The 13527-nt window shown below is 67.9% G+C and carries 14 protein-coding genes; 7 read left to right on the forward strand and 7 right to left on the reverse strand.

All coding sequences use genetic code 11. The features are described from left to right. Positions 1 to 107: 107 nt before the first annotated feature. A complete protein-coding gene (locus Q0Q47_RS19860) occupies positions 108 to 431 on the forward strand; it encodes a hypothetical protein (protein ID WP_293863581.1) in 324 nt (107 codons plus the stop codon). Positions 432 to 467: 36 nt separating this feature from the next. Here Q0Q47_RS19860 and Q0Q47_RS19865 read toward each other — a convergent pair whose 3' ends face one another. Together Q0Q47_RS19865 and Q0Q47_RS19870 are read right to left on the reverse strand one after the other, a co-directional pair. Further along, complete coding sequence (locus Q0Q47_RS19865) at positions 468 to 3212, reverse strand: glycoside hydrolase family 2 protein (protein WP_293863583.1); 2745 nt, start codon at positions 3210 to 3212, stop codon at positions 468 to 470. A gap of 41 nt (positions 3213 to 3253) precedes the next feature. Continuing rightward, positions 3254 to 3625, reverse strand: a complete 372-nt coding sequence (locus Q0Q47_RS19870) for a hypothetical protein (protein WP_293863585.1) — start codon at positions 3623 to 3625, stop codon at positions 3254 to 3256. A 189-nt stretch (positions 3626 to 3814) separates the two neighbouring features. Between Q0Q47_RS19870 and Q0Q47_RS19875 the strand changes: the two genes are divergently transcribed. From Q0Q47_RS19875 to glf, 3 genes are all read left to right on the forward strand, one after another. Continuing rightward, positions 3815 to 4663 (forward strand): SDR family oxidoreductase, encoded by an 849-nt coding sequence (locus Q0Q47_RS19875; protein ID WP_293863587.1) that lies wholly within the window; start codon positions 3815 to 3817, stop codon positions 4661 to 4663. A gap of 205 nt (positions 4664 to 4868) precedes the next feature. Next, positions 4869 to 6128, forward strand: coding sequence for a glycosyltransferase (locus Q0Q47_RS19880; protein ID WP_293863589.1), 1260 nt, complete (start codon positions 4869 to 4871; stop codon positions 6126 to 6128). Next, a complete protein-coding gene (glf, locus tag Q0Q47_RS19885; RefSeq protein ID WP_293863591.1) occupies positions 6121 to 7251 on the forward strand; it encodes a UDP-galactopyranose mutase in 1131 nt (376 codons plus the stop codon). The genes Q0Q47_RS19880 and glf overlap by 8 nt, the downstream gene beginning before the upstream one ends. 124 nt (positions 7252 to 7375) lie before the next feature. Here glf and Q0Q47_RS19890 read toward each other — a convergent pair whose 3' ends face one another. From Q0Q47_RS19890 to Q0Q47_RS19900, 3 genes are all read right to left on the reverse strand, one after another. After that, on the reverse strand, positions 7376 to 7840 hold the full coding sequence (locus Q0Q47_RS19890) for a chemotaxis protein CheW (RefSeq protein WP_293863593.1): 465 nt from the start codon (positions 7838 to 7840) through the stop codon (positions 7376 to 7378). Positions 7841 to 7918: 78 nt separating this feature from the next. Beyond that, positions 7919 to 10213 carry a methyl-accepting chemotaxis protein gene (locus tag Q0Q47_RS19895; RefSeq protein WP_367278275.1) on the reverse strand — a complete coding sequence of 765 codons (2295 nt, stop codon included), beginning with the start codon at positions 10211 to 10213 and terminating at the stop codon, positions 7919 to 7921. Positions 10214 to 10721: 508 nt separating this feature from the next. Continuing rightward, positions 10722 to 10997, reverse strand: a complete 276-nt coding sequence (locus Q0Q47_RS19900) for a KGG domain-containing protein (RefSeq protein WP_293863597.1) — start codon at positions 10995 to 10997, stop codon at positions 10722 to 10724. 222 nt (positions 10998 to 11219) lie between these two features. Here Q0Q47_RS19900 and Q0Q47_RS19905 point away from each other — a divergent pair, with 222 nt between their 5' ends. Beyond that, positions 11220 to 11486: a bacteriocin gene (locus Q0Q47_RS19905; protein WP_293863599.1), complete on the forward strand. Its 267-nt coding sequence runs from the start codon at positions 11220 to 11222 to the stop codon at positions 11484 to 11486. Between the two features lie 62 nt (positions 11487 to 11548). Here the strand turns inward: Q0Q47_RS19905 and Q0Q47_RS19910 are convergent, their stop codons facing one another. Together Q0Q47_RS19910 and Q0Q47_RS19915 are read right to left on the reverse strand one after the other, a co-directional pair. Then, the gene (locus tag Q0Q47_RS19910) at positions 11549 to 12118 is read right to left on the reverse strand and encodes a DUF4142 domain-containing protein (protein ID WP_293863601.1); all 570 of its coding nucleotides are present in this window, start codon (positions 12116 to 12118) and stop codon (positions 11549 to 11551) included. 162 nt (positions 12119 to 12280) lie between these two features. Beyond that, a complete protein-coding gene (locus tag Q0Q47_RS19915; protein ID WP_293863603.1) occupies positions 12281 to 12772 on the reverse strand; it encodes a ferritin-like domain-containing protein in 492 nt (163 codons plus the stop codon). Positions 12773 to 12883: 111 nt separating this feature from the next. On the opposite strand from Q0Q47_RS19915, the gene Q0Q47_RS19920 reads away from it, so the two are divergent. Both Q0Q47_RS19920 and Q0Q47_RS19925 read left to right on the forward strand, forming a co-directional pair. After that, positions 12884 to 13300, forward strand: coding sequence for a low affinity iron permease family protein (locus tag Q0Q47_RS19920; RefSeq protein ID WP_293863605.1), 417 nt, complete (start codon positions 12884 to 12886; stop codon positions 13298 to 13300). Beyond that, a complete protein-coding gene (locus tag Q0Q47_RS19925) occupies positions 13297 to 13470 on the forward strand; it encodes a hypothetical protein (protein WP_293863607.1) in 174 nt (57 codons plus the stop codon). The genes Q0Q47_RS19920 and Q0Q47_RS19925 overlap by 4 nt, the downstream gene beginning before the upstream one ends. Positions 13471 to 13527: the final 57 nt, after the last annotated feature.

Genomic DNA, 13527 nt, shown 5'->3' on the forward strand with positions numbered 1-13527 from the left:
GCCGCGATCACGATCAACGGAACGGGGGCTTTTTTCGTTCCATGCCGGGAACAGGAGACAGAGCCGCGCCATTGAGCAGCGTTGTCCCGGCGGTTCCGGAGAAGGTCATGCCTCCCAGCGCAGACGCCCGCAGGGCGACGATCGATCCGGCGAACCGGTCCATGCTCGCCCATGCCGCCGCCGGCATCGTCCTCGGCTTCGCGGTGGCGGCCGCGATCATCCTGTTCGACATGCACGGCATCGGGACGTTGCTGAAAACGTCCGACAAGGGCGTGGTGGCGGTCGTGCTGCTCACCGCGGGCTTCGCGAGCCTGGCGGCCGCCGGCTCGTTCTCCACCGCCATGGCGTGGCGGGCACCCCCGTCCTGCGGCCGCAGCGGCGGCACCGGGAGCCTGGCGCCGGCCTTCGTCTCGGCCCGGCGCCAGAGGTGACGCGCGCGGCCGGGCGACCTCGTCCGGGCCGCCCGGTCAGGCCGCCGCTTCCTCGTCGTCGGACCGGGGTTCCTTGTGACCCTTGGCTGCTGCCTGCTCGACGAGGCTCTTGAGCAGCAGCGTCGCCGTCGGGTCCTCGCCGGGAGGATCGCGGTTGAGACGGAACGTCGAGACGACGAAATGGCCGCGTCCGTAGGTGCGCTCGACCGACAGCGCCACCGGCTTGTGCAGCCACCCGATCGCCAGGCCTGCCTGCACGCGCGACTGGAAATCGTGGAGATTGCAGCCCGCGATCACGTGGGTCGGGATCACCCGGTCGAACGGTTCATCGATCAGCGGGCCACCGGGAATGTCGTCGAAGCCACGGCCGCGCACGAGCCAGGCGAAGGTCGAGGCCCAGTCGCCGGCCCACAGCGTCCCGCCGCGCGCCAGCACCCGCACGTTCTGCCAATGCGGGAATAGCGGGTTGAGCGACATCTCCGTCGCCGGCAGCAGCAGCAGCCGCGTGCCGTCCCGAACCTGGCCCAGCAGCGTCTTGTCGATCTCGTGGGACACGACGACGTCGGCCTCCGCCGCGTCGCCCGCCATGGCGTAGCCCAAGGCCGCGAGCCGCTCGCTCATGGCCGCGTCGTTGGACCAGACCTTGGTGGCGGCGAAGCCCTCGGGGGCGGGACGGTGGTGGATCGACACGTCGAGATGGTTGCGCGCCAGGACCGTCCCGCCGTCGTCACGCAGCACGAAGTTGACGCGGACACGGCGCGAACGCTTGGGGGAGGGCAGGGGAATGTCCACCACCCCGAGATCGGCCACCGCGCCGGAGGGCAGCCGCGCCACGGGATAGCGGCTGGCGACGGCGCCGTCGACCGAGGCCTCGACGGTGCATCCCTCCAGCGTCGGACCGGCGCCGTTGGAGACCGTCAGGTCCACCCTCAAGGCCTCGCCCACCCAGTAGGCCAGGCGTTCCCAGCGCGGAATGACGAGGAGGTCGGCGTTGATGGCCGCAAAGTCCTGATGGAACACGCGGACGTTGCGCCGCATGTCGAGCAGCCCGTTGCACTCCCAGTGGGCATCGGTGAATTCCGTGATCACGTAGCCGGCCAGCGCGGGACGCCGGCGCATGACCTCGATCTCGTATTTCAGGGCCCGGTACTGCTGCCACTGCGCGGCCTCGACGAAGCCGCGCAGGTCGCCGAAGACTCTGTCCAGCGACCAGTCGACGAACCGGTTCTCGATGCCGTGGGGGTACATGACCCCTTCGCCCCAGTCGTGGCCGGTTTCGAACCACCAGGGCTCCTTGCCATCCGCGTCCTTGAGATCTTCGGGGTGCGGCAGGCCCCAGTTGCCGAACTCGGAGCACATCAAGGGTTCATCGCCCTTGATGACGGCGTCGCCCTCCGGGCTGAAGAGCCAGGCGGCCCGGCTGGAGAGCTCGTCGACGAAGGCGTCCCAGGACCGGCGATTGTCGGGATAGGCGGCGTAGAAGTGGTAGTCGGCGATGTCCGTCTCGACGTGGAAGCTCGGTGCCAGCGGCGAGTTGTCGACGACGAGGCGGGTGGGATCGTACCCCTTCAGCCAGTGATAGGTCCGCTTGAGCCAGGCGCGGTGGTCGGCGTCGTGGACGAGGTCCACGCCCCAGTTCTCGTTGATGATCGTCCAGATGATGATCGAGGGGTGGTTGCCGTCGCGGTCGACGATGCCTTTCAGGAGCCGCTCCTTGCGGACGCGCGAGCGCTCGGTCGACACGCCGCCATTGGGCAGTTCCGTCCAGATCAGGAGACCCAGCCGGTCGGCGACCTCGTAGTAGCGCGGGTCGGCCGCCTTGATGTGGCAGCGCAGGCAGTTCAGGCCGAGCTCCTTGGCCTTTCGGAACTGATCCTCCAGGAAGTCGACGGAGGGCACCGAGCAGATCGTGTCGGGGTAGTAGTCCTGGTCGAGGGCGGCGCGCAGGAAGATGGGCTCGCCGTTGAGCCACAGGCGGCCGTTTCGCGTCTCGATGGTGCGGAAGCCGAACGTGTCGGCCTTGGTGTCGATGGCGGTGCCGGCCTGGTCGAGGGTGGCCTCGAGCCGGTAGAGGTTGGGCTTCTCGGGCGACCACGGTCGCACGTCCTGGATTCTCAGGCTGACGGTCATCTCCTCGTCGCCCGGGGCGATCTTCTCGCTGGCCGTCGCGACGGGCTGGCCATCGGGCCCGGTCACGGTCACCGTGAGGCCGGTTGCCCCTTCGATCGGCGTGTGGAAGAAGACCGTCGCGCGAACCTTGCCGGTGGCGAGGTCGGGCAGGATGCGGATCCGGACCATGTGGTCCCGGTTGCGCCGCTCGACGAGCACGCCCTGCCAGATCCCCGACAGTGGCCCGTACCAGCTCTGCTTGCCGAAGGGGATCTCGCCCAGAGGGGCGTCGGGATACAGCGTCGGATTGTCCGTCGGACTTTCGACGCGCAGCTTCAACTGGTTGCGCCCCTCGACCAGGTACTCGGTGATGTCGAAGGAGAAGGGCAGGAAGCCGCCCTGGTGCTCGCCGATCGGCACGTCGTTGAGCCAGGCGCGCGTGTGGTGGAAGACCGCCCCGAAGCGCACGAAGATGCGGCCGTTCTTGAACCCGACGGGCACGTCGAAGTCCCGGGCGTAGATCGCCGTGCCGGCGCGCATGCGCAGGTCGGCGAACTGCGCCTGCCAGGGGCCCGGCACCTGGATCGTGCGCACGGTGGCCGGCTCCATCTGCCGGTCGTCCGCCACGTAGAGGAATTCCCAGGAACCATCGAGCGACAGGCTGGATGACATGGCCTCGTCCGGATTGTGTTGAGCGGGAGGGGAGAAGCGCGTCACGCGCAACGGCGGAAATGGTCCTCGACGCGGTGCCAGAAGCCCGGGTCGCCGCAGCAGGTGCCGGCCACGAAAATCGGGGCGCTGCGGATGGCATCGGCCGGAAGGTGGACGATGCAGTCGTTGCCCTGCGTCTCGACGAGCGCCCAAGGCACGACTCGCGCGTCCTCGCCCAGCCGCGAGACGCTGGCGAAGCAGACCACAGCAAACTGGACCTCGTCCGCGCCGTCCTCGACGACGACGCTGGAGATGCGGCCCAGCACCACGCCGTCCTGCGAGCGCAGGACCATGTCCGCGCCCGTCTGGATGGCGGGAACCGCACCGGCGCAGGCGACGCGCCGGATCCCATGGTCGACTGCTGGCTGGTTCATCGCGTGCACCCTTCCTGGCGGGAAACGCGGCGGTCCCGTTGAAGTTCCGTCCGGATGACCGGAATTGGCGGGAACCGGCTCGTGTCGCCGACGTTGCGCCGACTTGCCATGTCCTCGTCGGCGATGTGGCGCCGACCTGCCATGCTCGTGTCGGCGACGCGGCGTCGACTTGCCATCCAGGAGCCCACCATGCCCCAGACGCTCCCGCCGCAGGTCCAGGACCGCCAGCCCGGGCTCGAGACCGAGATGCATCCGCGGCCGGACTGCATGCCCCGCTATCCCGGCTCCGGCCGCATGCGTGGCAAGTCCGTGGTCGTCACCGGCGGCGACAGCGGCATCGGCCGTGCGGTCGCGGTGCTGATGGCGCGCGAAGGTGCCAGCGTGACGATCGCCTACAAGGACGAGCACGAGGACGCCCGCGAGACGGTGCGCCTGTGCGAGGAGGAGGGCGCGAAGGCCCTGTGCGTGGCCGGCGACATCGGCGAGGAGGCCTTCTGCTTCGAGGTCGTGAAGCGCGCCGTGGACGCCTTCGGCGGGCTCGACCTGCTCGTCAACAACGCCGCCGAGCAGCACACGTGCGACGACATCAAGGACATCCCGGCCGAGCAGGTGGAGCGGACGTTCCGCACCAACATCTTCGGCTACATCTTCATGGCCAAGGCCGCCCGGCCGCATTTGCGGCGTGGCTCCAGCATCGTCAACACGGCGTCGGTGACCGCCTACAAGGGCAGTCCCCAGCTGCTCGACTACAGCGCGACCAAGGGGGCGATCGTCGCCTTCACGCGCTCGCTCGCGGTAGCCCTCGCCGAGGACGGGATCCGCGTCAACGCGGTGGCGCCGGGTCCCATCTGGACACCGCTCATCCCGGCCTCCTTCGACGAGAAACGCGTGTCGGAACACGGCGCCAGTTCGGGGATGGGCCGGCCGGGCCAACCCAACGAGGTGGCGCCGAGCTACCTGTTCCTCGCCTGCGAGGACGGCTCCTACATCAGCGGGCAGGTGATCCATCCCAACGGCGGAAGCGTCGTGAACGGCTGAGCGACATCGTCGCGCCGGGCGCCGCGAGCCTGACAACTCCCTGACACCGGGGTGTGGTGAACGGGAACCTTCGCCGCTACCGGCACGTTAGGTCCGCAAGCCCGGATCGGGCTCCTGGCGTCCCCGGACACATCTCCCGGTTAATACCGACCCACGTGGGCACGGAAGGACGGCCGTCACGCAAGCGCAGGGAAATTTTCCTACAATGACAAAGCTCGTCCGTACGGCTCGCGATTCCGTCGTCGTCTTCCCGGCGTCTCGCCGGCCTACCCGGACGTCTGCGAATACGAAGCCTCTCCTCCTGTGCTTCTCGCATCTGCGCTGGGACTTCGTGTGGCAGCGGCCGCAGCACCTTCTCAGTCGCGCCGCTCGCCGCTACGCGGTCGTGGTCTTCGAGGAGCCGATCTTCGATGCCGCGGAGCCTCGCCTCGACGTCAGCGAGCGGCCGGGCGGGATCGTGGTGGCCGTGCCCCATCTTCCGCAGGGCCTTGCCGAGCGTGGCGTCACCACGGCGTTGCGCAACCTTCTGGACGGGTTCCTGTCCGGCCGGTCCGCGCCCGCGGTGCTCTGGTACTACTCGCCGATGATGCTGTCGTTCAGCAGCCATGTCCGCGCTCCCGTGCGGATCTACGACTGCATGGACGAACTGTCGGCCTTCAAGAACGCGCCGCGCATGCTGCCCTCCCTCGAGCGACGGCTGTTCGCCCGGGCCGACCTCGTGTTCACCGGCGGACGCAGCCTGTACGAGGCCAAGAAGGGCCGCCACCACAGCGTCCACGCCTTTCCCTCGAGCATCGACGTCGGGCACTTCGCCTCCGCCCGCAGCGGCGACCGCAACGAGCCCGCCGACCAGGCCGGCATTCCGGGGCCGCGCTTCGGCTTCTTCGGCGTGATCGACGAACGGATGGACATCGACCTCGTCGGCCAGGTGGCCGCGCTGCGGCCGCAGTGGCAGTTCGTGATGCTCGGGCCGGTAGTCAAGATCGACCCCGCTTCCCTGCCGCGTGCGGCCAACATCCACTGGCTGGGCGGCAAGGCCTACAAGGATCTGCCCGACTATCTAGGGGGCTGGGACGCCGGGTTCATGCCCTTCGCCATCAACGAGGCGACCCGCTACATCAGCCCCACCAAGACGCCGGAGTTCCTGGCGGCGGGCGTTCCCGTGGTGTCGACGCCGGTGACCGACGTCGTGACGCCGTGGGGCGACGACGGGCTCGTCTCCATCGCCGCCGACGCGGCTTCGGCCGTCGCGGCGGGCGAGGCCCTGCTGAAGCGCGCCAGGGAGCCGTGGCTGGAGAAGGTTGACCGACGCCTCGCCACCATGTCGTGGGATCGCACCTGGGCGGACATGACCCGGCTCATCGATGCCGTGAGCGCCGCCAAGGCGCGCTTCGAGCAGCGCTCCGGGACGGCCCTTCAGGCGGTCGCCGGCGGCACGATCGCCGAGGGTGCTGCCCATGTTTGATTGGCTGATCGTCGGCGCCGGCTTCGCCGGCAGCGTTCTGGCCGAGCGCATCGCGAGCCAGCGCGGCGAGAGCGTGCTCATCGTCGACCGGCGCAACCACGTGGGTGGCAACGCCTACGACCGCTTCGACAAGGCGGGCCTGCTGATGCACCAGTACGGCCCGCACATCTTCCACACTAACGCCAAGTCGATCTTCGACCACCTGTCGAAGTTCACGGCCTGGCGTCCCTACGAGCACCGCGTGCTGGCCGAGGTCGATGGGCAGCTCCTGCCCATCCCGATCAACCTCGACACGGTGAACAAGCTCTACGGGCTGTCGCTGCAGGAGGAGGACGTCGAAGCCTTCTTCGCCTCCAAGGCCGAGACGGTGCCCGAGATCCGCACGTCGGAGGACGTGGTGGTCAGCCGCGTCGGGCGCGAGCTCTATGAGAAGTTCTTCCAGGGCTACACCCGCAAGCAGTGGGGGGTGGACCCCTCGCAGCTCGACAAGTCGGTCACGGCGCGCGTGCCCGTGCGGACGAACAGGGACGACCGCTATTTCGGCGACACGTTCCAGTTCATGCCGCTCGACGGCTACACGCGGATGTTCGAGACCATGCTCGCCCATCCCCGCATCAAGGTGATGCTGCAGACGGACTACCGTGACGTCCGCGACATCATTCCCCACAAGCGACTGATCTTCACCGGGCCGGTCGACGAGTATTTCGACTATCGCTTCGGACGCTTGCCCTATCGTTCGCTCGCCTTCGAGCACGTGACGCTCGAGCGGGAGTGGCACCAGCCCGTCGCGGTGGTGAACTATCCCCAGACGCAGGCCTATACCCGCGTCACGGAATACAAGCATCTCACCGGGCAGGTGCACCCGCACACGACACTGACCTACGAGTATCCGCGGGCCTCGGGCGATCCCTACTACCCGATCCCGATGGAAGCCAACGCCCAGCTCTACAAGCGCTACGAGGCCCTGGCGCGGGCCACGCCGGACGTGTGGTTCGTCGGCCGGCTCGCGACCTATCGCTACTACAACATGGACCAGGTCGTCGGTCAGGCGCTTGCCACCTTCGAGCGGATCCAGTCGGGCGTGCCGTCGACGGCGAGGCAGCCGGAGATGGTCGTGGCGTGAGCCGTCGGTCGTCCTGGTCAGCGTCCTGAAACTGCGACAGGGCCATTGACGGCATTCCGTCAATGGCCCTGTTCGCGTCGTGGGCCGGGAGCCTCGCGGTGCGAGCCGCGGGCTCGGGTCGGGCTCAGTTGACGACGGCCTCGATGTTGAGGAGCGAGATGACCGTCTCGCCCTTCACGATGAACTTGCCCACCACTTCCGGACCGTTCACAGGATCGCTGGTCGGCGGATCCCGCAGGTCGTCCGGCGAGACGTCGAGGATGTCCGACACGCTGTCGGCCAGGATCCCGACGAGCTTGTCTCCAGTGTCGATGACGATCGTCACCGACGACGACGTACGGTCGTTGGGGGGTAGCCCCAGGCTCCTGCGCAGATCGTAGATGGCGATGATCGCGCCACGCAGATTGAGAACACCGGTGACGTTGGGCTCGGCATTCGGCACGGGCGTGGTCTTCTGCCAGCCGCGAATTTCGCGCACGCTTTCGATCGGCGTTGCGAAGACCTGGTTGGCCACCACGAAGGTGACCACCTGCCGGCAAACCCATGCCGGATGGCCGCCGGTCTGGTCGATCTGGACCGCGAGGTTCATGCGTTCGTCCTTGTCTTGAAATTCGGCGAGGGCGAGGGCGCGGCAAGCGTCCGCGAAGGACGCTTGCCGTCGAGGGTCCTAGAACTCGTCCCAGGTGCCGGTGCGGCCCGCTGCCTTGGTCGCAGCCGGTGCAGCCGGGGCGGCCTTGGCAGACGCCTTGGTGGGCGTGCGCGGCTTCGCCCCGGCGAAGGCCTGCTGGGCCCGTTCGCGCAGCGCATGCGGGATCGTGGGCGTCCCGAACGTGCCCGTGCCGGAGCCGGAGACCTTGAAGGCCGCGACGAGATCGTTGAGGCGCGTGATCTGGTCGCTGAGGGAGGACGCGGAAGCCGCGCTCTCCTCGGCCAGGGCCGCGTTCTGCTGGGTCATCTCGTCCATGTGCGCGACGGCCTGGCTCATCTCGTCGATGCCGTTGGCCTGTTCGGCCGCGGCCGTCGAGATATCCGTCACCGTCGCCGTCACCTTCTGGGAGGCCTCCACGATCTTGCCGAGCGCATCGCCCGCCGAGCGGACGAGTTGCACGCCCTGGCCGACCTCGGACACGGACGCGTTGATCAGCGCCGTGATCTCCTTGGCCGCTTCCGACGAGCGCTGTGCCAGCGTGCGGACTTCCGACGCCACCACCGCGAAGCCCTTGCCGGCATCGCCGGCGCGGGCCGCTTCGACCGCGGCGTTGAGGGCCAGCAGGTTGGTCTGGAACGCGATCTCGTCGATCACGCCGGTGATGTCGGAGATCTTCTGGCTGGCGCTCTCGATGCGCGACATGGCGTCGACCGCCTTGGTCGCGATCGATCCGCCCTCGCGCGCGACCGCCATGGCCTGCTCGGCGAGGTCGACGGCATTGCGCGAGGACGCCGCCGAGGCCTTGACCGAGGCCGCGAGCTCCTCGGTCGTGGCGGCGGTCTCCTCGAGCGAGGAGGCCTGCTGCTCGGTGCGCGAGGAGAGGTCGTTGGCGCCGGTGTTGATCTCGCCGGCGGCGGCGCTCACCTCGCGGGCCGTGCCCTGGATCGTCGTGACGGTCACCGACAGGCGGTCGATGGTCTCGTTGAGGGCTTCCTTGAGCTCGCCGAAGCGGCCGCGGTAGCTGGTTTGCACCGACCGGGTGAGGTCGCCCTGGGCGAGCGAGCCGAGCACCTCGGCGAACTCGCCGGTGGCGGCGTCGACCACCTGGTTGATCTCGTTGATGCCGGCGACGAGCTTGCTCATCTCCGGATCGTCAGTGGCGACCTGCAGGCGTGCCGAGAAGTCGCCGTCGGCGGCACGCCGGACGACCTCGCCGACCTCGCCCACCACCTCGACCATGGACTGGGCACGGCGCAGGCGTTCGGCGGCGACCTTCTTCTCTTCTTCCTCGAGCGCCTTCACCCGAATGGCGTTTTCCTTGAAGACCTGGACGGCGCCGGCCATTTGGCCGATTTCGTCCGTCCGGTCGGCGTTCGGGATGGTGGTCTGCAGTTCACCGCCCGAGAGACGCCGCATGGCGTCCGTCAGGGCGGCGATCGGGGACACGGCGCGGGCCTGGACGACCCAGAAGGCGAGGAGCCCCATCAGGATCGAGGCCGCAATCGCAATGTAGTTCACGATGCTGGAGACCAGCATGGCGCCATCGATGCGGTCGAACTCGGCCAGCAGGTTGCGCCTGTTGTACTCGACGATGTCCGCCAGCCGCTTCGTGGCCGCGGCAGCGAGCGGGGCGGCGCCGACGAGAGCCTTTTCGGCTTCCTCCTTGCGCCCGGCCTTGTCCGCTTCCCCCGCAGCCCTCGTTGCGGCCACGTAGGCGCGCCAATCCTTGACCATGGCGTCGAACAGCGCGCGCTCTTCCTGTCCGCTCACGCCCGTGCGGTCATAGTCCGCGATGGCGGCGTCAGTGGCTTCGAGCGCGAGCCGGGCCTCATCGATGCCCTTGCTCTTGGCCTCGGGTATGTCGGAGAGGATCGCGCGGTTCATCTTGGCCCGGACGTCGCCGGCCATGAACTTGATGTCGCTCAGCCTGATGATGGAGGGGGTCCAGTTGTCCGTCACCTCCGCTTGCCGGGCCTTCACAACGCTTTGGCTATAAAGCCCTACGCCGGCCTGGGTCATGCCAAGTGTCACAAGCGCAGCGACGATCATGTAGAGAACACTGCGCAGCGATAGCTTCGACATAGAGTTTTTCCCCTTTTGCGGGACGCGCCGAGACGGGCGTTCTGCCAGCGCGGCCCCGACTGTGCTTCTTCCGTCTCGTCCGATCTTCGATTCAGGACCCACGCACTGAATTACGACGCTACAGCTTAAGGTTTGGTTTTTTGCTATTTGTTCGCAAAACTGGGTGGTCCGATCGATTTTGACCCCGGGGACGGCTATGCGGCATTCGGGCCGAGCAGGACGCCTCGCCATCCACGCGCTGCGCCAGGCTTGCTTCGGCTGGGCAGGGGATGGCCATGGTGGTGGTCAGGGCGTGCTACGACGCGCCGGAAATGCCGATCTGGAAAAGGCGCCGCCTATGCGCAGCGCCTGGACGACGGCATCCGCCCAGGTCGGAAGGGGTCGAACAGCTTATCCCCGATCCGATGCAGCACCCGCAGGGTGGGCCCGGCGTGGAGACGCGGCAAGGTCGGCGGGGTCCAGGGGCGGGTTCACGACGAGGGGCGCGGCCGTGACAGCATCGAGCCCCGCTCGACCGTGGCGAGCGGGAGGCGCGCGCTCGCGAGGGCCGCATGCCCGGGGTGCTCGCGCGCCGTATGCCAGTCGCCGCGATGCACGGCTGGCCAAACGAACGAGGCGCCGTCCCAGGGGGACGACGCCTCATGCCCAACCGGGCCGGGTCGACACTGCTTCGGGGGGCGAAAGCAGATCTTGCGGAGGCGCGAGGAGGGCGCGCGCCTGTCCGGTCAGGTATTCCGCCTCAGGAGTTCTGGCCGTTGTTGCGGCGGCTGTGAGAGGCTTCACCGCCCTTGCGGCCTGCCTCGGCAGCGAGTTTGGGATCGCGGGAGAAGCTGCGTGCTTCGGGGGCCACGCTACGGCCACCCTTGCGGCCTGCCTCGGCAGCCAGCTTCGGATCGCGCGAGAAGCTGCGCTTCTCGTTGGGGACGCTTTCTCCTCCCTTGCGGGCAATGTCGCGCTGCTTGTTCTGGTCCATCGAAGCGAAGCCCCGGTTCGACCGCTGCTGCTTGTCTGGCATATGCATGACTCCTTGGGTGCGAATTCCGGACCTTCAACGCGTCAGCGGGGGCTTGGTTCCATCGCTTCAGCGTGACCGAGGCAGATTTTTTGTCGCAGCCGTTTGGGCCTGTGCCGGCACCGTTTCCGCTGATGTCGGAGGAAACCAAGCTCGCGCATGGAACGTTTGCTGCCCATGCCGGTGCGAGCAGTCCTGCGAAGCCGGTCCAGACAGGAGCACAGCATGAAAAAGTTTCTGGCGATGTCGGCGGTGGCCTTGGCGCTCGGTGCCTGCGGTCAGACGGAAGCTGGCGACCGGGCCCTCGGCGGCGCTGCGATTGGCGGTGCGACCGGCGCGGTGGTGGGCGGCCTCGCGACGGGACGGCCCGGCGGAGCGCTCGCCGGTGCGGCGATCGGCGCGGCCGGCGGCGCGGTGGTCGGCGCGGCCACGACCCCCAATCGGCAGTGCTACTATGACGCCTACGGCCGTCGTCTCTGCGACTACTACTGATCCGGAGTCCGGAACGGGACAGGGGCCGGCCGTTTGGCCGGCCCCTTTTCGTTGAGCGGTGGTCACCGAGACGTCGTCTTCTTGTTCTGGCCGCGCGCCAAGTCCTGCACGTGCTGCAGATGCTTCTGGAGCGTGGGCAGCGTGTTGGACGCGAACTGCTTGAGAGGCGCGTTGTCGCCGTTGCTGGCGTACGACTGGAACAGCTGCACCGCCTCCTGATGCGCCTTCACCTGCGCCTGCACGTACTCCACGTCGACATTGCTGGACTTGCTCATCCGGTCGAGCATGGCCTGGTGCTGCTTGTCTTCGGCCGGCGCCGGCATGGTGATGCTGGCCTGCCGCAGCGCGGCCTGCATGTCCTGGCCGGCCTTGGTGTGGTCGTCGATCATCTGCTGCGCGAAGGCCTTCACGTCGTCGCCCTTGGCTTTCTGCAGGGCGATCTTGCTGGACTCGATCTCGAACTGGTTGGAGAGCGCGGCCGTGCGCACGAACGTGTCCGTGTTCATGGCGGAGCCGGGCTTGGCATTGCTCATGGCGGGAGCGGCGGACTGGGCCGCGGCCGGCAGGATCGTCGCGGCGGTGCAGGCGAGGGCGACGGCCGTGGCGAACGTGGCGAGGCGGATGGCTGTCATCGGGAGCTCCTGGGCTGTCTGGCGGGGAATGGCCCCGCGGGCTCGCCCAACTCACCGCGAACACGCCGGTTCCGGCCTCAATGACCAGACGGCCGGCTGGGGGTGCCAGCCGGCCGTCGAGATGGTCTTGCCAGACAGGGTCAGGCGATCACGGCGAGGACGTCAGGAGCTCGCGTCCTCGTTGATGTCGCCCTCGGCGATCTCGGTGAGGAGCCTGTCGGCGTTCTTCTCTTCCTCGAGGTTCTGTTCGAGCAGATCGATCGCATCGTCCATCTCGAGCTGCTCGGCCCACGCGATCAGCGTGCCGTAGCGCGAGATCTCGTAATGCTCGACGGCCTGCGCGGCGGCCAGGATGCCGGCGTCGCGAACCTCTTCGTCGGTGATCTCGGCTGCGAGGCCGTTGGCTTCCTTGATGATGCCCTCGATGGCGTCGCAACGCTCGCCCTTGGCAGGCACGTTGCACATCTGGAAGACCTGCTCCAGGCGCTGAACCTGGCCACGCGTCTCCTCGAGATGCTGCTGGAAGGCTTCGCGGAGATCTTCCGACTTGGCCTGCTCAGCCATCTTCGGCAAGGCCTTCAAGATCTGGTTCTCGGCGTAGTAGATGTCGCTCAAAGTGTGGACGAAAAGGTCCTGCAGCGAGTTGACCGCCATGGCACGCTCCTTGGTTCTGCCGGGGTGCCGATGGAACGCAGGCCCGCTCGTCTTGGTTCCTGCTTGGACAAGGCCGGCTCGCTGCGAGCCGGCGACGCGGGAGACACGCTCATGCGTCAGGCCTTCAACCAGTTCGCGACCGCCACGGCCCGCCTCGCGGGCCACCCCTTCACGTTCCTCTTCGCCTGCGTGGCGATCCTGGTCTGGGCTCTCTCGGGCCCACCGCTCCATTACTCGGAGGACTGGCAGCTTACGGTGAACACCGCGACGACGATCGTCACCTTCCTGATGGTGTTCCTGATCCAGAACAGCCAGAATCGGGAGAGCTGCTCGGTCCAGATCAAGCTCGACGAGCTCATCCGCGCCACGCACGAGGCCCGCAATTCCCTGCTCGACCTCGAAAACCTGAGCGAGGAGGAGTTGGCCGCGGTTCTCGACCGCTATCGCGAGATCGCGAAATCGGAGAGGGCGGCCGGCCCCGTCACGCAGCCCAAGCGGACGCTGCAGGCCTCGGAGAACGCCCGATGAGCGGACCGCGCGACGAACCCATCCGTCCTCACCCGGACTACGGCCCGGATCCGGACTACGTGCCCGTGCCGCTGGACCAGCCTTTCGACGACGGCGTGCCGCCGCCGCGGGAGCCGGAACCGGCGGAAGAGCAGCCCGAATCCCGCGCCTCTACACGGAAACGTGCTTGACAATCCGGTGGAGTCGGGAACGGCGCCCAAGGCTCTGCGTTGAGTTGGCAGAACGAA

The sequence above is a fragment of the uncultured Alsobacter sp. genome (genome assembly GCF_945952055.1).
Lineage (GTDB): Bacteria > Pseudomonadota > Alphaproteobacteria > Rhizobiales > Beijerinckiaceae > Alsobacter.